We start from the raw sequence: 19,554 nt of genomic DNA, 5'->3' as shown, positions 1-19,554 counted from the left end.
ACCCCTTATATTGCGTGGGGAGGCATAACAGGCATTCTCCTCTCATCGTCTGTGAAGTCAACGGCGAACGGGTCTGGTCGGTCGGTTGGCCGATGACCGCCACGGGACGATGGCGGTCATCTGGGCTCTTCAGAGTCAGCCCGCGTCGAATGGCGCCCGATGCCGCCCCCTCTAAGCCGTGACCCTTAATTCGCCGCGCATGGCGAGTGCCTCGTTGGTCGAGAGCACGGAGGCGTAGGCGAAGGCGAGTGCCGCCATGAAGGCCGCATGCGCTTGCGCGGCAGGGACGAGCGTGCCGTTGAATTCGAGGTCGCGCGTTGCGCAAGCGTCATGGATGACCGTCACCTGATAGCCGAAATCGTTGGCGGCCCGCGTCACGGCGTCGATGCACATGTGGCTCATGCTGCCGACGACCGTGACGTCCTCGATACCATGGCGGTCGAGTGTCGCTTTCAGATCCGTTTCACGGAACGAGTTGATATGGTTCTTGACGATGACGGACTCGCCGGGTCGGTTCAGCACCTTCGGATGAATCTGGGCGCCCTCTGAGCCGGCCAGGAAAAAGGCGGCATTCTCGCTCGCCGACTCATGTCTGACGTGAACGACAAGATCGCCTGCATCTCGAGCAGCCGCGATGGTCCGCGCCGCATTGTCGGCAGCCGCCTCGGCACCGCTCAACGGCCATTTGCCGTCCGGAAAATAGTCGTTCTGAATGTCGACGACGATGAGGGCTCGCTTGCTCATGTGCTTGTGTCCTTTCGGTTCTTCCGGGGGCGATCCCCGCCGTTGATGGACAAACTATGTCTGAATCGGCATGGTGTGGATTGGCGAAATTGACATTATCGAGGCGAAAACTGACAAATGAGCCAAACCGACGCGCCGGCCGAGATCGGCATCCTGCTTTATCCGAACGTCCAACTCGCAGCCGTCCACGGTCTGACCGATCTCTTCCACCTGGCCAATCGGTTCGCAACTGCCCGGCAGCCGTCAGGAGGCCCCGCCCTGCGCGTCAGCCATTGGCAAGGGGCAGAAACCTCGCCAGCGGTCGAGCGCGTCTTCGATACGGCACCCGGCACTCCCGGATCGCCGGCCGTGCTCATCCTGCCGCCGAGCTTCGGCGACCCGATGACGTCAGAGCAAGCCGCTCCGCTGGCGCAATGGCTTCGTGCGCGGCATGCCGAGGGAACGACGCTGAGTTCCGTCTGCGTCGGCGCCTTCCTTCTTGCTGAAACGGGCCTTCTGGCGAACCGTTTGGCGACGACCCACTGGGTCTGCGCGGACGCGCTGGCTCAGCGCTTTCCCGAGGTGAGGGTCGACGCCGACAAGCTTATCATCGACGATGGCGACGTGATTACCGCGGGCGGCCTGATGGCCTGGACCGATCTCGGCCTCAAACTCGTCGACAGATTGTTGGGATCGACGATCATGCTCGAGACCGCGCGCTATCTTCTCGTCGATCCGCCGGGCAGGGAGCAGCGCAACTACAGCAATTTCTCGCCGCGTCTCAATCATGGCGACGAGCAGATCCTGAAGGTCCAGCACTGGCTGCACGCGAGTGGTGCGCGCCAAGTGACGCTTGCGGCGATGTCGGAGCGTGCCCGCCTGGAGGAGCGCACGTTCCTGCGTCGTTTCCGCAGGGCGACCGGCCTTCGCCCGACTGAGTATTGCCAGCATCTGCGGATCGGCAAGGCGCGCGAAATGCTGGAGTTTTCCAACCGCACGGTCGAGCAGATTGCGGGTGCGGCCGGCTACGAGGATCCGGGCGCGTTCCGAAAGGTGTTCCACAAGATCACGGGGCTATCGCCCGGAGACTACCGCAACCGCTTCGGATTGACCGGGCGGGCATGAAGGCTGCTGCAGAGCTGACGCGCTAGCTTGGCGCAATATTACGACGCCATGGTGAACTTGGCGCTGCGTGCAGCGGTTCGTGGCGCATGGCCGGAGGGAATATGTTGAGGGGTATGGGGCGAGCGTTTGCGTTGTGCGTGGTGGTTGCGGCGCTTGCCGGTTGCGTCGACTCCAATGCGCCGACCCTCGTGCCCGTGGCCACGCCTTTCGATCCACCGCTCAATCCGCCGGGCATCGCGCATCACATCTGCGCCGGCGATGGCAATTTCATGTATCGCGAGGCGAAGAAGCAATACGAACTGCGCGTCGGAATGGCCGGCGCTCCGATCGATCCGGCCCAAGAGGAAGCGAATGCGACCGCTGCCGCACACCGGCAGTATATCGCGTGCCTGTCGAGCCAGGGATACCGAATCGCAAATAGATGAGTTTGCGGGCCTGCTGAGTTCCGAGGCCGGATCACTTGATCCGCCATGCCACGATCGAGTGCGCGCTGTAAAAAATCAGGACCCACACATCACGCACAGTCGCTGCCGATCACGAATGCAGGAACCCGCGTGTGATGGCGGAACTTTGCTACGGTAGAACGCATTTTTCTAAGGTAAATCCAGAAGGAGGATTTATCATGAAAATGTTCAGCTTCGCTTCCACTCTCTCGGCCGGAACTCTTCTCGCGCTGGCATCAATCACTCCCGTTCAGGCGGCACCTGTGCAGCAGGTTCCTCTCCCAGGTGCCTCGAACGTTGAGATGGTGCAGTACAATCAGCGGGCAGGTCACTTGAACGGCTATCGTGGCTCGCGCACCGAGCGCCCCGGCACCCGCCGCGGTCCGGATGGCTACTGGTATCCGCTGGCAGCCTTCGGTGTCGAGGGCGGTACGACCGGCTCGATCGGCACTCAACCGGCACGGCCGATGCAGCGGCAAACCTACTGTCAGAACACATTTGGCGGCACCAATGGCGATGGCAGCATGCCATGCGATAACGGCTATTGATGGGGTTGAGCCGAGGGAAAGGCGAGACGAATTCTCGCCTTTCCGTCATCTTCTTTCTTCAACCTTTGGTGATGTTTTTCTGTGCTGGCGGGGTCTCCGGGCCAACCAGGAGATCTGCGGTGCCCCGAGATCGTTTCGGGACGGCGTTACCCGATTGCCGTCTCTCGCCGCCGCAGGCACAATCTCACGGCCGACGTTGTTTAAGAAAAATTGATCAGTCGATCAAATATGCCGCAAAAAGAGGCTGCAAGATTGGTGGAGCTATGCGGGCACCGCAATGCTGCATTGCGGTAATCTCCCTATTCCTGATCGAAACAATGGGCTATCTATTACCTCGAAGGCAGCGCACTCCTCCTCCCAGCGCTCCTTCATCGGACTGACAACACTCCTCCTCCCAGTTGTCAGTCAGGATCAAGAGCCCGGTGCACCTCCTCCCGCACCGGGCTCTTTTCTTTTTCGGTCCTTCCTGCAAATCATCAGCGCTGTGCCGGCCCAGTTTTTCGGAGCTGCGGTACGCTGGCTTTATGCCGTCAGCCGCAGTGTCGCCTGGAAGTTTTTCACCGGCGAAGATTCCCCGTAGGCAATCGACTGCGATCTGATATATCAGGAATACTGGCTGCAACGACACTCACGCGCCTGCGGATACGCGAGATCTGAACCAAGCTCATTGGCGAAATACTGGATTGCTGCCGGAGGGTGTCGACAATATTGCCGGACAATATTCGCGTGATGGCGAGATCACGCGCTTGAGAGGAGTTGACGAATGAGATGGAAGCGCACGATCCAGCTTCTGGATGTCCACGCGGAAGGTGAAATCGGCAAGGTCGCGATCGGCGGTGTGCCGAAGATCCCCGGCAATACGGTCGCCGAACAGCTGAACTGGCTGAACACCGATCCGAAGGGCCAGGAACTGCGCCGCTTTCTCTGCCTCGAGCCGCGCGGCGCGCCGATCGGCTCCGTCAATCTGCTGTTGCCGCCGAAGCATCCGGCTGCCGATGCGGCCTTCATCATCCTGCAGCCTGACCAGGCGCATGCAAGCTCGGGCTCGAACTCGATCTGCGTCACCACCGCATTGCTGGAATCCGGCATCGTCGAGATGAAGGAGCCGGAAACCATCGTCACGCTGGAGACGGCCGCGGGCCTCGTCAAGGCGACGGCGACCTGCCGCGACGGGCGCTGCGAGAAGGTCAAGCTCACCATGGTTCCGTCCTTCGTGCATGAGCTCGACGTGGACGTCGACACCCCGCACTGGGGCAAGATCAAGGTCGATATCTGCTACGGCGGCATCTTCTACGCGCTGGTCGATGTCGGACAGATCAACCTGACGATCGAGAAGGGCAATGCCGCGGCGCTCGTGCAGGCCGGCATGGTGCTGAAGGAGCTGATCAACCGCAGCATCGAGGTTGTCCATCCGGAAATTCCAGCGATCTCGGGCGTTGCCTACGTCATGTTCCGCGACCTCGAGCCGGACGGCACCGTTCGTACCTGCACGACCATGTGGCCGGGGCGCGCCGACCGCTCGCCCTGCGGCACGGGCAATTCCGCCAACCTCACAGCACGCCATGCGCGTGGCGAGGCAAAGGTCGGCGACATCTTCAAGTCGCGCTCGATCATTGGTTCGGAGTTCGAGGTCGGTCTGCTGGCGGAAACCGAAGTCGCCGGCCGTGCCGCGATCATTCCGACGATCGCCGGGCGTGGCTTTACCTTTGGTCTTTCGCAGGTCGCGCTCGATCCCTTCGATCCGCATCCGGGTGGCTTTGCCCTAACTGATGTCTGGGGGCCATTGGCAGGGGAAATCTGACGCTCAATAGGTAAAGGGGTCGACCTCTGCCTTTTCAACGGCGTGGTCGCCCGCCTGCTCTGGGTAGATGACGCCCTTCCGCAGGATGACGTTGGCGTAAAGTCGCGGTTCGCTTGTTTGGATGACGGCGTGAGCGGCCCGAACGCGATTGTAGAAGTCAGCCCCGACCAGCGGCACGACCTGCCGGTGTGGCTCGTGGCGGGCGCAGCAATCGATTATCTCTTCATGAACAGGGTCGAGCTTGTCGCGCTCGGCCTTTACGGTCGACCGGAAAATCGCATCCGGAACGAAGTCGTCGATCGGCAGGACGCTGAGAACGGCATCGAGCACGGGTACGATACCGTGGCCATCGAGGCGGATCAGCCGCCTTGCATGTTCGACACCGGGATAGTTGCCGTCAACGATGGCGATTTCGTCGCCATGCCCCATGGCGCGTAAGGTCGAAAGCAAGTCCGGGCTCAGAAGCGGGTTAAGTCCCTTCAGCATATTCGACCTCCTTGAATAGAACGTTCTGGTCCGTAAGGTAGCGCGCGAAGATCGGCAGGCTGGCGCCGCCGATGGCGCGCGCATGAGCGCCGACCGCGCCTTCGATAATGTCCGGCATGACAACGCCCTGCAGATCGAGCATCGCTGCTTCATGGATCGTCGCTTGCACAATCCGTTCCCGTACCCATCCGGGAAAGCCACCGTCGATGACGGCCGCACTGAAGTCGATGATCGAGGCCGCGGCGACGATTGCCTGTGCGAGCGCTTTGGCGGTGTCCTGGATCCACGTCTCAAGAGGCTCACCGAAGTCGATCCAGTCGTCGGCCGAATACCAGAGCGGCTGCGGGTCAATGCCGCGCTCGCGCAGCATGTTCTCCAGCACGAAGATCGAGGCAACTTCGAGCAACTGCAGTGTTTCGCCATTCTTGCCGCGAACGGGAAGGGGGCCGATGGCTCCGGCTGTGCCCGTGCGACCGGAAAAGATTGCCGAATTGAGAACGATACCGCCGCCGATGAAGGAGCCGATGAAGAAATAAACGAAATCGGGATAGGACGGCCCGATACCGAACACGAGTTCGGCGCCGCAGGCACTTGTCGCATCGTTCTGCAGGTAAACGGGGTAGGGCACGCGGGCGGCGATTTCTGCGTGGAGATCGAAGTCGCGCCACACGTCCATCGCGCCTTTGGGCGATCCCACTTCCTCTTCCCAGTTCCAAAGCTCGAAGGGTGCTGCGATGCCGATGCCGGCAATGCGGCTGCGCTGCTGCTCGTCGAGCCGGCTTTCAAGCTCGCGGATGCCTGACGTAATGAAGTCCAGGAAAACCTCGGGCAGCGGATAGGCATAGGTTTGGTGAAGTTGCAGGCGGATATTGCCCACGAAATCCATCAGCACCAGGTCGGCGCTGCGTCGGCCCATCTTCACGCCGAACGAGTAAACAGCGTCGGCATTGAGGCGCATCGGGATCGAGGGTTGACCGACGCGCCCGCGCACCGGCTCGCCGCGAGAGAGCAGCCCTTCCTTCTCCAGTGCCCGCATGATGACCGACACCGTCTGTGCCGAAAGGCCGGTGCGGCGTGCGATATCCGCCTTCGACTGGGAGCCGTAAAGGCGCACCAGCGACAGCACAAGCCGCTCGTTATAGGCGCGGACCCTGATCTGGTTCGCGCCGCCCGCGGGACTCGATATAGGCGGTTGGGCCGGTGTGTGAACCGGACCGTCTAAAGACGACATTGGCCGCTCCTCCCGTCTCGTGGCCTATGCGCTATTTTTGCTCAGCATGCCATAGCGAATTAATAATTCAATTGGATTTATTTATTGACAAGGCGATTTCTTTCGCTCTTAATTACCCTCGTCAAACGGCACAGAACGGCTTGGAGGAGGCCCGTCGGCGAGACTGCAGCGTTCTTGTGCTCGTCAATTCCGGCACCGCCAGGGGGTGGGTCGGCTATTTCTGGGAGGATTAAATGAAGAAATCAGTGCTTTCCGCAGCGCTTGGCGCGCTCGCCCTCGGTGTCGCCTTCTCGGCGCCGGCAATGGCCGCGGATGTTTCCGCCTGCCTCATCACCAAGACCGACACCAACCCCTTCTTCGTCAAGATGAAGGAAGGCGCGACAGCGAAGGCCAAGGAACTCGGCATGACGCTGAAGGCCTACGCGGGCAAGATCGACGGCGACAGTGAAACCCAGGTTGCCGCAATCGAAACCTGCATTGCTGACGGCGCTAAAGGCATTCTGCTGACCGCCTCCGATACGCAGGGCATCGTTCCCGTGGTGAAAAAGGCGCGGGACGCAGGAATTCTGGTGATCGCGCTGGATACGCCGCTTGATCCTATCGATGCTGCCGATTCCACCTTCGCCACCGACAACTTCCTTGCCGGAAAGCTGATCGGCCAGTGGGCCCTCGCAACCCTCGGCGATGCCGCCAAGGACGCGAAAGTCGCGTTTCTCGACTTGACCCCGGCACAGCCGACAGTCGGCGTCCTCCGGGACCAGGGCTTCATGACGGGCTTTGGCATGGATACGAAGGATGTCAAAAAGATCGGTGACGAGGACGACCCGCGCATCGTCGGCCATGACGTCACCAACGGTAACGAGGAAGGCGGACGCACCGCGATGGAGAACCTTCTTCAGAAGGATCCGACCATCAATGTCGTCTATACGATCAATGAGCCAGCCGCTGCCGGCGCCTTCCAGTCCCTGAAGGCCGTCGGACGCGAAAAGGACGTCCTGATCGTCTCCGTTGACGGTGGCTGCCCGGGCGTCAAGAACGTCACGGAAGGCGTGATCGGTGCGACTTCCCAGCAGTATCCGCTGCAGATGGCTGCGCTCGGCATGGAAGCCATCAAGAAGTTCGCCGACAGCGGCGAAAAGCCTAAGCCGACCGAAGGAAAGAATTTCTTCGATACTGGCGTTTCGCTGGTGACCGACAAGCCCGCTTCGGGTGTCGAGTCGATCGACACCAAGGCCGGCATGGAAAAGTGCTGGGGCTGAGAAGCCGCAGCCGAGATGAAGGCGGGGGCGCGCGCCGCCCCCGCTGCCCGACTCATCTTTGACAGCACGCCGAACTGGGTGCAGCTTATTCGAAAGCGCTAAAATAACTCACGCTGGAAGCGGGGCAGCGATGCGCCCCCGAAAGCGCGGGTCAGGCGGGAGAAAGATCCATGAGCGAGCCTACAACAGCCGCACCGCACCACGAATACGAAAAAGTTCTCAAGGAAAGCTCGACCGAGGTCGCCTCGTTCGACACACATGACCGGACGGCCCTTCAGAAGTTTCAGCATTTCCTGCATTCCAGCCCTTCGGCCGTCTCGCTGATCGTGCTGGTACTGTCGCTGATCATCTTCGGAGCCATGCTTGGCAGCAAGTTCTTCTCAGCATTCGCGCTGACGCTGATCCTGCAGCAGGTCGCGATTACCGGCATCGTCGGCGCGGCCCAGACGCTGGTCATCATGACCGCCGGCATCGATCTGTCGGTTGGCGCCATCATGGTGCTCTCTTCCGTCGTGATGGGGCAGTTCGTCTTCCGCTACGGCTTTCCGCCGAGCATCGCCATTCTCTGCGGCTTCGCCCTCGGCGCGCTCTGCGGCTATATCAACGGGGTGCTCGTCGCACGCATGAAGCTTCCGCCGTTCATCGTCACGCTCGGCATGTGGCAGATCGTGCTGGCGACCAATTTCCTCTATTCGGCCAATGAGACGATCCGGGCGCAGGACATCGAGGCGACGGCACCGATGCTGCAGTTCTTCGGCAACACGTTCCGTTTCGGCGGTGCGGTTCTCACCTATGGCGTCATCGTCATGGTGCTGCTGGTGGCTCTGCTCTGGTACGTGCTCAACCACACAGCATGGGGCCGGCATCTCTATGCAGTCGGCGACGATCCGGAAGCGGCGCAACTATCCGGCGTCAACGTCAAGCGCATGCTGATTTCAGTCTACGTTCTTTCGGGCGTGATCTGTGCGCTCGCCGGCTGGGCCTTGATCGGCCGGCTTGGTTCCGTCTCTCCGACCGCGGGCCAGTTCGCCAATATCGAATCCATTACGGCGGTTGTCATCGGCGGTATCTCGCTCTTCGGCGGGCGCGGCTCGATCCTCGGCATGCTCTTCGGCGCGCTGATCGTCGGCGTCTTCTCGCTCGGTCTGCGCCTGCTCGGCACAGACGTGCAGTGGACTTATCTCTTGATCGGCGTGCTCATCATTGCTGCCGTCGCGATTGACCAGTGGATTAGAAAGGTAGCAGGCTGATGGCTCAGGAACCGATTCTCACCGCACGCGGCCTCGTCAAACGTTATGGCCGAGTCACGGCCCTCGACCATGCCGACTTCGATCTCTACCCAGGCGAAATCCTTGCCGTTATCGGCGACAACGGCGCCGGCAAATCCTCGCTCATCAAGGCGATCTCCGGGGCTGTCCGTCCGGACGAAGGCGAAATCCGCCTGGAAGGACAGGCGGTGCATTTCCGTTCGCCGATCGACGCCCGCAAGGCGGGTATCGAGACGGTCTATCAGAATCTGGCTCTTTCGCCGGCACTATCGATTGCCGACAACATGTTCCTTGGCCGTGAAATCCGCAAGCCGGGCTTTATGGGGCAATACCTGCGCAAGCTCGATCATAAGGCGATGGAAAAGACGGCCCGTGCCAAGCTTACCGAACTCGGCCTGATGACCATCCAGAACATAAACCAGGCGGTGGAAACGCTCTCGGGCGGCCAGCGCCAGGGTGTGGCGGTGGCGCGTGCGGCCGCCTTCGGCTCGAAGGTGGTTATCATGGACGAACCGACGGCGGCTCTCGGCGTTAAGGAAAGCCGGCGGGTTCTGGAACTGATCCTCGACGTGCGCTCGCGCGGTCTGCCGATCGTGCTGATCTCGCACAACATGCCGCATGTCTTCGAGGTTGCCGACCGTATCCATATCCACCGGCTCGGTCGTCGCCTGACGGTCATCAATCCGAAGGAATACACGATGTCCGATGCGGTCGCCTTCATGACCGGCGCCAAAGCCGCTCCGACGGAGCCGGTTGCCGCATGAGTGCAACGATCGATGAAATCGCCGGCGAGGTCATCGATCGCGCCGGTGACACCAAGCGCTTCCTGATCGCCATCGCCGGCCCGCCCGGCGCTGGCAAGTCCACCATGGCGGACAACCTCGCCGACGCCCTGAAAGCCAGGGGCGAAACGGCCGAGGTCCTGCCGATGGATGGCTTCCACATGGACAATGCCATCCTCATTGAACGCGGTCTTCTGGCGCGCAAGGGTATCCCGGAAACCTTCGACGTCAGGGGCTTTCTCGATATCATCCGGGCCGTGCGTCCCGCCGACCAGGACGTGCTGATCCCTGTCTTTGACCGGTCCAGGGAAATCGCCATCGCCTCGGCGCGTGTGGTTTCGCCGGAGCATCGCTTCATTATCGTCGAGGGCAATTACCTGCTCTTCAGCCAGGGCAAATGGGCAGAGCTCGAAGGTATCTTCGACTACTCTGTCATGCTCGCCCCGCCGATCGAGGTGCTCGAGGAACGGCTGTGGGCGCGTTGGCGCGGCTACAAGCTGACAGAGGAAGAAGCGAGCGCCAAGGTTTACGGCAACGATTTGCCTAATGGTCGATTGATCCTTGGCAATCGCCGCAGGGCCGATGTGACGCTCGAGATCGCCTGACCTGTCTGGCGGTCTGGCTGAATGCCGGGACTTGCATCGCCTGATGGAATCGTTGCAGGCTCACCTTCATACAACTTTTGCGGTTTGGCACCCTGTGTGGACATGAAGGAAGAGCGCATGAGTTTCACGGAAGCAGTCTCATCGGTCTTCTCTAAATACGCGGTTTTAAGCGGCCGCGCCGGTCGCCCGGAATTTTGGTGGTTTGCGCTCTTCAACGTCATCGCCTCGGTGATTCTGGGCGCCGTCGACTATCTTCTCTTCGGCCGCGAAATACTCGGCGCCGTCTATGGGCTTGCCGTGCTGCTTCCGGGTCTCGGCGTGGCGGTCCGCCGCCTCCATGATATCGGCCGCTCCGGCTGGTGGATTCTCGTCGGCATCATTCCGCTGGTGGGCTGGATCGTTCTGCTCGTGTGGTATCTCACCCCCGGCACGCCCGGCTCCAACGAATATGGTGCAGCACCAGCCTGAGTGTCGCGGGCAAAGTGTTTGCCATGGCCCGCTTCGGGGTGATAATGCGCAGGGCTGAACCTTATAGGCCAGCCTCCGGAGTCCAGCGCATGCAATCGATCACCATCCGTCGCCCCGATGATTGGCACCTGCACCTGCGGGACGGCGCCATGCTGGAAGGTGTGATCGGCGATACCAGCCGCGACTTTGCCCGCGCGATCATCATGCCGAACCTCGTGCCGCCGGTGGTGACCACGGCGGATGCCGAAGCTTATCGCGGCCGCATCATGGCGGCGCTGCCGAAGGGCGACATATTCCAGCCGTTGATGACGCTCTACCTGACGGAACATACGAATCCCGATGATGTCGAGGTCGGTAAGACGAGTGGGCTGATCACGGCGGTCAAGCTCTACCCGGCCGGTGCCACGACCAATTCACATGGCGGGGTGCGTGATATCGAAAAGGCGATGCCGGTGCTGGAGCGCATGGCCAAGATCGGCCTGCCGCTCTGCGTTCACGGGGAGGTGACGACGCCTGAGGTCGACATCTTTGACCGTGAAGCGGTGTTCATCGAGACGGTGCTCGATCCGATCCGCAAGCGCTTGCCCGAACTCAAGGTGACGATGGAGCACGTCACCACGAAGGACGGCATCGACTACATCAAGTCCGCGAAGGGTGGTCTCGCAGGCTCGATCACCACCCACCACCTGATCATCAACCGCAACGCCATCCTCGTCGGCGGCATTCGCCCGCATTACTATTGCCTGCCGGTGGCCAAGCGCGAAAACCATCGTCTTGCGTTGCGTGCCGCTGCAACGAGCGGCGATCCGCGCTTCTTCCTCGGTACGGATTCGGCGCCGCATGTCGATCCCTTGAAGGAGTGTGCCTGCGGCTGCGCCGGCATCTATACTTCGATCAATACGATGAGCTGCCTTGCGCATGTCTTCGAGCAGGAAAATGCGCTCGACAAGCTCGAAGCCTTCGCATCGCTGAACGGACCTACCTGGTATGACCTGCCGGTCAATGAAGAGAGAATAACGCTGGTCAAGCGTAACGAACCCGTCAGTTTTCCCGCCAAGATCGAAACCGGCGCTGGCTCCGTTACGGTTTTCGATCCGATGTTCCCGCTCCATTGGGATGTCGTGCGCTAAAGCTTTCCATTGGCAATTTTTCGCGTACTGCAGTCCCTCCCGCTTAGATGAGCATCAAGGCGCGGACGAAGGCCATGGATGCGAGCAGCGAGGCGATTGTCCTCACATGGTTCCACCACGTCCAATCCTTAAGATAGCTCGCCCAGAGCGCGGTCGCCTCGGCGCCGCCACCGCCGACTTTCGCCAGCGCGTCGTTCATCGGCACGTTGAAGACGATCGTCGAGAGGAACGATGCAAAGATATAGAGCACCGCTCCGGCCAGCATCCAGACGCTGATGCCTTCGCGCCAGTTGAAGAATGCGAAGGCAGCGATCACAAGGCAGAGGACCGCGGTCGGCACGAAAAGCAGCATGAAGGGCGAGCGCACGATCGTGACGTTGATGGAGTTCATGGCCGCTATGCCCTGTTCGGCGGGAATGCGGGCGAACGACGTCATGATGAAGGTCGAAAAGGCAAAGAAGATGCCGGCGACGAGGCCGCTACCGATCGCAGCAGCCGCCAGAACGATCCAGAGAACCAGTGTCATGTTCATATCCTCCACGGGCCATTGGCGGCAGCATCACGCAGATGGGGCCGAAAATCCTTGGCGGGGCGGTCGAAAAATTACTGGGTCCCGCGCGTCGGTGAGAATGGAATGCCGCATAAGAATACTCCTCCGGCAAAACAAGAGAAAGTCTTTCATTTGTAAAATGAGATAAGCTCTCTTATTTTCGTCGTCAAGGAAAAACGGAGAGTGGAATGGGCGAAGAGGTTTCCGTGAGCCGCAGAAGACAGCCGGAATCAACCGGCCAACCGCGCCGGATTCCGCAGCAGAAGCGCGGGCGGGAGCGCTTCGAGAAGATCCTTTCGGTGGCGCTCGAGCTCATCGAAATGAATGGCAGCGATGCGCTGAAGATGAGCGAGATCGTTGAAAAGGCAGAGCTATCCTTCGGCGCGCTCTACCAGTATTTCCCGGACAAAAGCTCGATCATCCGCACACTGGCCGAACGCTTCAACGAGCAGGGCAAAGCCTGCGTCAAAGCCGAGCTTGCGGCGGTAAGGGACGCGGCGACGCTGCGGCAGGCGCTTTGTAACATCGCCGACCAGTATTACGACTTTTTCCGGCAAGAGCCGGTGATGCGCGATATCTGGGTCGCCACCCAGGCCGATCGGCTACTGCAACAGATCGATGCCGAGGACATGGAGTTTCATGCCCAGGCGTTGCTTTCGGTTCTCGCCACGCTGGAACCAGGGCGGAGCAAGGGCGAACTTGTCGCCATTGCCAGGCTGACCATGCAGCTGCTGGCAGCCGCCGTCCGCTATGCGATCTCGCTGGATGATACCGAGGGACGGGCTGCGATTGTGCTTTACCAGCGAATGCTCCCGATCGATATCGGCCGGTTGTCGTAGTCACGGCGACTGGTGGAACTGGTCACGCCGGTCCAATTGTTCAGGCCGGCAAAAAGCTGCGCGCCGCGAAATAGCCGATGGCTCCGAGCGCGACCGCCACGACCGAAGCCAGCCCGAGCGCCATCGCGTACTCCCGCCGGCCGGCGGTGAAGGCAAGCACCACCTTTGTCACCGCGTTGACCGCGACGGCGATCAGAATGACGTCAGCCGCCTTAATCACGTCGATCGTCGAGCCGGCGAGGCGCGCGGTGGATAGCGTGATGGCATCGACGTCGACGAGGCCGGAGATCGCCGCCACGACGAAGAGCGCGGACGGGCCGACATATTCGATCGCGATCTTCGACACGAGACTGATCAGGCCGAGCAGCAGAGCAAAGGAAATGACCGTGGTGAGCTCGAAGGGGTTCTTGAGGTCGATCTCCGGCGCCTTTGTCGCGGTCTCCGAACGCCAGACCGAAAACAGCGCCGCTGCCAGGAAACCGATGATTGCAGGGACCAGCGCGGCGGCGAGGGGCGCCAGCAAGGTGAAGGAAAGCGCGCTGGCGATGACGAGAACGCGGGCGAAGGAGAGGGCGCCGGCAATGCCTGCCCCTGCCGCAAGGTGGCGTGCGCCCTCCGGCGCCTGCGCCGAATAGCGGGCGAAGGAAAGCGTCAAGGCGGTGGACGAGACAAGCCCGCCCGCGGCACCTGCCAGCAGAACGCCACGGCCCGGGCCCATCAATCGAATGGCGGCATAGCCGGCGAAGGACAGGGCTGCGATGGTGATCGTCAGCAGCCAGAGCGAGTAGGGGTTGAGCGCGCCCCAGGGATCCAACGCCCTGTTAGGCAACAGCGGCAAGGCGATGACGGTCATTGCAAGCAGCACCAGCGCCGAGCGGAGCTCCACCCACGTCAATCCTCTGAGGAAGCCATGCAGGCTATGGCGAGCCGCAAGAATGACCGTCGTTGCGACACCGCCGGCTGCCGCGGTAACGATGTCGCCGACAGCTGCCAGAAAGCCGAGCCCGAACACCACCAGGGCGGCCACGACCGAGGTGATGCTGTAGTCTTCATTTTCCTTCGTCTCCTGCCACTTGCCGGCAATGTAAATGGCCCCCAGGAGCACGGCGATCGTCGCAGGCAAAAATGGGCCGGTCATCGCTTGAAGCGTTCCGGCTATTCCGCCGAGAAAACCGGTAAGGCCGAACGTCCGGATGCCCGCCGCTCTGCCGCCAGCGCGAATGTCGCGCTCCTGCCATCCCCGCTCGACCCCGACGAGCAGGCCAATAGCAAGGGCGACGCCGAGCCGCTGAAAAACCTCAATATGCTCCATGACGTGACGATATCGCCGCCGCGCCGGCGCGCAAGCGCAAATAACTGAAAGAATTGATGCATTGCTGGCTCAGCGCAACGAAGGCGGTGCCTTCAGGCACCTCTGGACAAATGCCCGGCCGACGTCTTCAAGCGCTGTCGCGTTTTTCTCCCTCATTGACGGCGTGGAATCGCTCGCCGTTCTGGAAAACTGCCGCGCTTGCTGCTATTGGCCCATAAATTTGACCAAAGGAGAGAGCGATGATCCAGACGACATTCACCGACCGCGCCGTGATGGCGGAACTCGTGGCGAAGATGCTCTGGGAGATCAAGGCGGTGCACTTCAATGCAGCGCAGCCCTACAAATTCGCCTCCGGCATGGCGAGCCCGGTCTATATCGATTGCCGCAAGCTGCTCTCCTTTCCGCGCGTGCGCTCGACCGTGATGGATTTCGCTGCCAGCGTCGTTCTGCGCGAAGCCGGTTTCGAGCAGTTCGATTGCGTGGCCGGTGGCGAGACTGCGGGCATCCCATTTGCAGCCCTTCTCGCCGATCGCCTCAGCCTGCCGATGATCTATGTCCGTAAGCAGCCGAAGGGTCATGGCCGCAACGCGCAGATTGAAGGCAACATGCCGGAGGGCTCACGCGTCCTCGTCATCGAGGACCTGACGACGGCAGGCGGCAGCATGTTCAAGTTCATCGATGCCGTCAGGGCTGCTGGCGGCGTGGTCGATCATGGTATCGCCCTGTTCTATTACGGTATTTTCGATGAAGGCGCGCTGCGCTTTGCCGATGGCAAGGTGAAGCTGCACTACATCGCCACCTGGCGCGATGTGCTTGCGGTTGCCAAGGCGCAGAAGCTGTTCGACGAGAAAACCTTGAGCGAAGTCGAAGCCTTCCTCGATGCGCCGCTCGCCTGGTCGGGACGCAATGGCGGCATTTCATCACTTTGAATGAAGAATTGCGTCGTGGCGCTTTGCTTTTGCCACGAAATTATCTAATCGATTTGAGCATCGATGGATCGTAATGCTTGGGAGGCCGGAATGATTTTGTGCTGTGGCGAAGCGCTGATTGACATGCTGCCGCGGGAGACGACTCTGGGCGAGAAGGGCTTTGCCCCATATGCAGGGGGCGCGATCTTCAACACGGCGATCGCACTCGGACGCCTCGGCATTCCGACAGCCTTCTTCACCGGCCTCGCCGACGACATGATGGGCGAAATCCTGCGCGATACGCTGCAGGCGAGCAATGTCGACTTCAGCCTCTGCGCCATCACCCCACGCCCGTCGACGGTCGCCTTCGTCAAGCTGGTCAACGGCCAGGCAACCTATGCCTTCTACGACGAAGGCACGGCCGGGCGCATGATCACGACCGACGATCTGCCTGTCCTCGGCGACGATTGCGAGGCGTTGCATTTCGGCGCGATCAGTCTCATCCCGAGCCCCTGCGGCGAGACCTATGAGGCGCTGCTCGACCGCGAATGCGACAAGCGGGTGATTTCGCTCGATCCGAACATCCGCCCCGGCTTCATCAAGAACAAGGACGCCCATATGGCGCGCATCAAGCGCATGGCGGCGAAGTCCGACATCCTGAAATTCTCTGACGAGGATCTGGAATGGTTCGGCCTCGAAGGCAGCCATGACGACCTGGCGGCCTACTGGCTGAAGCAGGGCGCCAAGCTCGTGGTCATCACCAAGGGTGCCGAGGGCGCGTCGGGCTACACCAACGAGCGCAAGGTCACCGTGCCGAGCGAGCGCGTCACTGTCGTCGATACCGTCGGCGCTGGCGACACCTTCGATGCCGGCGTGCTTGCCTCGCTGAAGATCGACGATCTCCTGACCAAGGAAAAGGTCGCTTCGCTCAGCGAAAAGGCGCTGCAGAACGCGCTTTCGCTTGGTGCCAAGGCCGCTGCCGTCACCGTCTCGCGCGCCGGCGCCAATCCGCCCTGGGCGAAAGAAATCGGCCTCTGAGACAGGCTATAGCCGATCGAGAAAGGCGAGCACTTCGCGGTTGAAGTGCTCTGGCCGCTGCAGCGGCGCGAAATGGCTGACCTCCGGAAGCAGGATGAGTTCGGCATCGGGAATGCTGCGGGCCAGATAATCGGCGTGCTCGCGCTTGATGAACTCGTCATTGTCTCCGAGCACGACCGCGACCGGCACCTTGATGCCAGCGAGATCGGTAGCCGTATAGTTTGGCTCGCTTGCCATCATCTTCGACACATCGCCCACGAAGCTCTCGAAGGCATCGGGCGTGGCGGATAGCGCCTGATAATCCTTCCGATGACGACTGAAGCAGCGATCGATGACCGGTGTCGGCTTGAATTCAAGCGTGCCACTGGGATCCATATTGCAGGCGAAGAAAAACACACCGGGTACCCGCTCTGGCCGCTGGTCGGCGAGGATCAGCGCCGTACAGGCCCCGTCGCTCCAGCCGACAAGGGCGGACTTCGTAAGCTCAAGGCAATCCATCACCGCAAGAACGTCGCCTGCCATCTGGGCATAGTGATAGGGGCGCATGTCGCGCGTGCTGCGGCCGTGGCCGCGACTGTCGATAACGACGACCTGTCGGCCCGCGGCGACCAGTGCCGGCACCTGATAGCCCCAGTTCCCCGCATTGCCGAGCCCGCCATGCAGCAGGATCACGGCTGGGCCGGAACCGTAGGTCGCATACCAGATGCGAGCGCCGTCGTTCTCGACGAAGCCTTCGCGCTGCGGCCTTGGCAGGGGCGCTGCGCCATGTGCTTCGAAATTCAGAAGCTCGTCGTCGGTCACATCCATTCAACCTCTCCTCATAGCGATGTACCTAAGACGCATCGTGAAGCCGAATTTCGACATTGACCAAGCGCTACCACAAGACAAATGCCGGCGCATGTCATACTTAATAGACTGCTAATATTGCGGCCTGTAGCTTCAGCGTTTAACGTTGGAGGAGAAGAAATGGTTCTACGCGTTGATGGTCAAGGCTGGTCGCTCAGCAGCGTCGAAGCCGGACATTGTTCGGCGGCGACCAAAGCCGCGGTCAAGTGCGCACTGGAAGCGTCATCGGAGTTCGACAGCACGCAGATCGTTGTTTCAATGCTTGGCGATTTCGTGGTGCTTGAAGGCTTCGTCCGCTGTCGCGGAGATGACGAACTAGCCGCGGATGTCGCCGCTGCCATCGTCGGATCGACTCAGGTTCACAATCGACTGATATGTCGAGGCTTCCCGAAGAGGTCGAACTAGAGGACGGGCTTTAAGCCCTCAAGTCAATTCCCAGACTGTGTAAAGCTCCCGCGGCCAGCCGCGGGAGCTTTTTGATCTCAATGCTCTGTTACTTGGCAAGTTTTGCCAGTGCGGCAACGAGGCCCTGCGTCGAGGAGTCGTGGCCGGCAGCGCTTTCCTTGCCTTCCACGACAGGCAGCAGACCAGTCGCCAGTTCCTTGCCGAGTTCGACGCCCCACTGGTCGAAAGAGTTGATGCGGAACAGCACGCCTTCGACGAAGACTCGGTGCTCATAGAGCGCGATCAGGCGACCGAGCGCGTAGGGCGTCAGCTTGTCGTAGACGAAGGTGATCGACGGGCGGTTGCCGGTGAAGACACGGTGCGGTGCGATGAAGTCGGCCTTCTTGTCGTCCATGCCCTTGTCGGTCAGCTGCTTCTTCGCCTCGTCGAAGGTACGGCCCTTCATCAGCGCTTCGGACTGCGCAAGCACATTCGATATCAGAAGCTCGTGCTGGTGGCGCAGATTTGGCTCGAAGGCGTTCGCCGCGATCATGAATTCGGCCGGGATGACGCTCGTGCCCTGGTGGATCAGCTGGTAGAAGGCGTGCTGGCCATTGGTGCCGGGCTCGCCCCAGACAACAGGACCGGAATTACCCTCGACGGGCGTGCCGTCGATCGTAACACCCTTGCCGTTCGATTCCATGTCGAGCTGCTGCAGATAGGCCGGGAAGCGCGACAGGCGCTGGTCGTAGGGCAGGACGGCACGGGTCGGATAGCCGAGTACATTGCGGTGATAGAAGCCGATCAGGCCGAGCAGCATGGGCAAGTTCTTGGTGATCGGTGCGGTGCGGAAGTGGTTGTCGACGGCATGGGCGCCCTCGAGAAACTTGATGAAATTTTCCGGGCCGATGGCGATCATGATCTGCAGGCCGATCGCCGACCAGAGGGAGTAGCGGCCACCCACCCAGTCCCAGAAGCCGAAGACGCGTTCGCTCTCGATGCCGAAGGCCGCGACCTTGTCGAGTGCGGTCGAAACGGCAGCGAAATGATGCTGGACGGCGGCCTCGCCGAGCGCGTCGGCGATGAACTTGCGCGCCGTTTGCGCGTTCGTCATCGTCTCTACGGTCGTGAAGGTCTTGGAGGCGACGATGAACAGTGTCGTCTCGGGCTGAACGAGCTTCAACGTGTCGGCGATATGGGCGCCGTCGATGTTGGAAACGAAATGCGCGCGCGGTCCATCATGGAAGGGCGCCAGCGCCAGCGTTGCCATCACGGGGCCGAGGTCAGAGCCGCCGATGCCGATGTTGATGACGTCGGTGATGGCCTTGCCGGTCGCGCCCTTAAGACTGCCAGAGCGGATGCCATCGGCGAATTTGCCCATGGCGCCAAGCACGGCGTTGACATCAGGCATGACATCCTTGCCGTCGACAAGCACCGGCGTATTGGAGCGGTTGCGTAGCGCCGTGTGCAGAACGGCTCGGTTTTCGGTGAAGTTGATCGCCTTGCCGGCGAACATTTCGTCACGCTTGACTTCAACGCCGCCCGTCTCCGCGAGCTTGACCAGGAGAGCCAGGATCTCGTCGTTCACGGCCGTCTTGGAATAATCCATCAGGAGGTCGTCGAGCGACACGCTGAAGCGCGAGAAACGCTGCGGGTCGGCGGCAAAGGCGGCGCGCAGATCGGTTGCCTTGGTGGCGGCTGCAGTGCTCTTCAATTGTTCGACGATGGCATTCATGGGAGGCTCCTTTGCAGGGCGAGAGGGTCGCGGAAACTATTCGCTTTGTAGGGCGCAAATCAAGTTCGGCGAC

The 19,554-nt window shown here is 61.1% G+C and carries 21 protein-coding genes; 14 read left to right on the top strand and 7 right to left on the bottom strand.

Annotated features, from left to right (window positions below; translation table 11 throughout):
- Positions 1 to 171 precede the first annotated feature (171 nt).
- Complete coding sequence (locus AC1DE4_RS01105; protein ID WP_477879534.1) at positions 172 to 744, bottom strand: cysteine hydrolase family protein; 573 nt, start codon at positions 742 to 744, stop codon at positions 172 to 174.
- 117 nt (positions 745 to 861) lie between these two features.
- On the opposite strand from AC1DE4_RS01105, the gene AC1DE4_RS01100 reads away from it, so the two are divergent.
- The 4 genes from AC1DE4_RS01100 to AC1DE4_RS01085 all read left to right on the top strand — a co-directional run bounded on the left by AC1DE4_RS01100 (position 862) and on the right by AC1DE4_RS01085 (position 4,640).
- Positions 862 to 1,848 carry a GlxA family transcriptional regulator gene (locus tag AC1DE4_RS01100; protein WP_477879532.1) on the top strand — a complete coding sequence of 329 codons (987 nt, stop codon included), beginning with the start codon at positions 862 to 864 and terminating at the stop codon, positions 1,846 to 1,848.
- Positions 1,849 to 1,949: 101 nt separating this feature from the next.
- Entirely contained in the window at positions 1,950 to 2,273 is a 324-nt protein-coding gene (locus AC1DE4_RS01095; RefSeq protein ID WP_477879530.1) for a hypothetical protein, read from the top strand.
- 197 nt (positions 2,274 to 2,470) lie between these two features.
- Positions 2,471 to 2,839, top strand: coding sequence for a surface protein (locus AC1DE4_RS01090; protein WP_477879528.1), 369 nt, complete (start codon positions 2,471 to 2,473; stop codon positions 2,837 to 2,839).
- A gap of 763 nt (positions 2,840 to 3,602) precedes the next feature.
- The gene (locus AC1DE4_RS01085; protein WP_477879526.1) at positions 3,603 to 4,640 is read left to right on the top strand and encodes a 4-hydroxyproline epimerase; all 1,038 of its coding nucleotides are present in this window, start codon (positions 3,603 to 3,605) and stop codon (positions 4,638 to 4,640) included.
- A gap of 3 nt (positions 4,641 to 4,643) precedes the next feature.
- Here the strand turns inward: AC1DE4_RS01085 and AC1DE4_RS01080 are convergent, their stop codons facing one another.
- Positions 4,644 to 5,126 (bottom strand): RbsD/FucU family protein, encoded by a 483-nt coding sequence (locus AC1DE4_RS01080; protein ID WP_062372941.1) that lies wholly within the window; start codon positions 5,124 to 5,126, stop codon positions 4,644 to 4,646.
- Positions 5,110 to 6,357 (bottom strand): ROK family transcriptional regulator, encoded by a 1,248-nt coding sequence (locus AC1DE4_RS01075; protein ID WP_018857692.1) that lies wholly within the window; start codon positions 6,355 to 6,357, stop codon positions 5,110 to 5,112. Before AC1DE4_RS01075 ends, AC1DE4_RS01080 begins: the two co-directional genes overlap by 17 nt.
- Positions 6,358 to 6,590: 233 nt before the next feature.
- On the opposite strand from AC1DE4_RS01075, the gene AC1DE4_RS01070 reads away from it, so the two are divergent.
- The 6 genes from AC1DE4_RS01070 (at position 6,591) to pyrC (ending at position 11,869) form a co-directional block, all read left to right on the top strand.
- Positions 6,591 to 7,616, top strand: coding sequence for a substrate-binding domain-containing protein (locus AC1DE4_RS01070; protein ID WP_477879524.1), 1,026 nt, complete (start codon positions 6,591 to 6,593; stop codon positions 7,614 to 7,616).
- Between the two features lie 170 nt (positions 7,617 to 7,786).
- Positions 7,787 to 8,866, top strand: a complete 1,080-nt coding sequence (locus tag AC1DE4_RS01065) for an ABC transporter permease (protein WP_062372933.1) — start codon at positions 7,787 to 7,789, stop codon at positions 8,864 to 8,866.
- The gene (locus AC1DE4_RS01060; protein WP_062372930.1) at positions 8,866 to 9,648 is read left to right on the top strand and encodes an ATP-binding cassette domain-containing protein; all 783 of its coding nucleotides are present in this window, start codon (positions 8,866 to 8,868) and stop codon (positions 9,646 to 9,648) included. Before AC1DE4_RS01065 ends, AC1DE4_RS01060 begins: the two co-directional genes overlap by 1 nt.
- Entirely contained in the window at positions 9,645 to 10,271 is a 627-nt protein-coding gene (locus AC1DE4_RS01055) for a nucleoside triphosphate hydrolase (RefSeq protein WP_018857688.1), read from the top strand. The genes AC1DE4_RS01060 and AC1DE4_RS01055 overlap by 4 nt, the downstream gene beginning before the upstream one ends.
- A gap of 117 nt (positions 10,272 to 10,388) precedes the next feature.
- Positions 10,389 to 10,739 (top strand): DUF805 domain-containing protein, encoded by a 351-nt coding sequence (locus AC1DE4_RS01050; RefSeq protein WP_477879521.1) that lies wholly within the window; start codon positions 10,389 to 10,391, stop codon positions 10,737 to 10,739.
- 89 nt (positions 10,740 to 10,828) lie between these two features.
- Positions 10,829 to 11,869, top strand: a complete 1,041-nt coding sequence (gene pyrC / locus AC1DE4_RS01045) for a dihydroorotase (RefSeq protein WP_477879519.1) — start codon at positions 10,829 to 10,831, stop codon at positions 11,867 to 11,869.
- Between the two features lie 43 nt (positions 11,870 to 11,912).
- Here the strand turns inward: pyrC and AC1DE4_RS01040 are convergent, their stop codons facing one another.
- On the bottom strand, positions 11,913 to 12,401 hold the full coding sequence (locus tag AC1DE4_RS01040; RefSeq protein WP_018857685.1) for an anthrone oxygenase family protein: 489 nt from the start codon (positions 12,399 to 12,401) through the stop codon (positions 11,913 to 11,915).
- A 206-nt stretch (positions 12,402 to 12,607) separates the two neighbouring features.
- On the opposite strand from AC1DE4_RS01040, the gene AC1DE4_RS01035 reads away from it, so the two are divergent.
- The gene (locus AC1DE4_RS01035; RefSeq protein ID WP_477879516.1) at positions 12,608 to 13,258 is read left to right on the top strand and encodes a TetR/AcrR family transcriptional regulator; all 651 of its coding nucleotides are present in this window, start codon (positions 12,608 to 12,610) and stop codon (positions 13,256 to 13,258) included.
- Positions 13,259 to 13,298: 40 nt separating this feature from the next.
- Here AC1DE4_RS01035 and AC1DE4_RS01030 read toward each other — a convergent pair whose 3' ends face one another.
- Positions 13,299 to 14,570, bottom strand: a complete 1,272-nt coding sequence (locus AC1DE4_RS01030; RefSeq protein ID WP_192240344.1) for an MgtC/SapB family protein — start codon at positions 14,568 to 14,570, stop codon at positions 13,299 to 13,301.
- A 239-nt stretch (positions 14,571 to 14,809) separates the two neighbouring features.
- Here AC1DE4_RS01030 and AC1DE4_RS01025 point away from each other — a divergent pair, with 239 nt between their 5' ends.
- Complete coding sequence (locus AC1DE4_RS01025) at positions 14,810 to 15,499, top strand: orotate phosphoribosyltransferase (protein ID WP_025658768.1); 690 nt, start codon at positions 14,810 to 14,812, stop codon at positions 15,497 to 15,499.
- A 90-nt stretch (positions 15,500 to 15,589) separates the two neighbouring features.
- Entirely contained in the window at positions 15,590 to 16,516 is a 927-nt protein-coding gene (locus AC1DE4_RS01020) for a carbohydrate kinase family protein (RefSeq protein WP_477879514.1), read from the top strand.
- Positions 16,517 to 16,522: 6 nt separating this feature from the next.
- Here the strand turns inward: AC1DE4_RS01020 and AC1DE4_RS01015 are convergent, their stop codons facing one another.
- Positions 16,523 to 17,323: an alpha/beta fold hydrolase gene (locus AC1DE4_RS01015; RefSeq protein ID WP_477879512.1), complete on the bottom strand. Its 801-nt coding sequence runs from the start codon at positions 17,321 to 17,323 to the stop codon at positions 16,523 to 16,525.
- A gap of 159 nt (positions 17,324 to 17,482) precedes the next feature.
- On the opposite strand from AC1DE4_RS01015, the gene AC1DE4_RS01010 reads away from it, so the two are divergent.
- Positions 17,483 to 17,767: a BON domain-containing protein gene (locus AC1DE4_RS01010; protein ID WP_018857679.1), complete on the top strand. Its 285-nt coding sequence runs from the start codon at positions 17,483 to 17,485 to the stop codon at positions 17,765 to 17,767.
- Between the two features lie 88 nt (positions 17,768 to 17,855).
- On the opposite strand, the gene pgi is transcribed toward AC1DE4_RS01010, so the two are convergent.
- On the bottom strand, positions 17,856 to 19,481 hold the full coding sequence (pgi, locus tag AC1DE4_RS01005) for a glucose-6-phosphate isomerase (protein ID WP_477879510.1): 1,626 nt from the start codon (positions 19,479 to 19,481) through the stop codon (positions 17,856 to 17,858).
- Positions 19,482 to 19,554 lie beyond the last annotated feature (73 nt).

This window comes from Rhizobium sp. 10N414, assembly GCF_056394785.1.
Note: the sequence above shows the minus strand (reverse complement) of the source record. Positions and strands in the feature narration are given on the sequence as shown.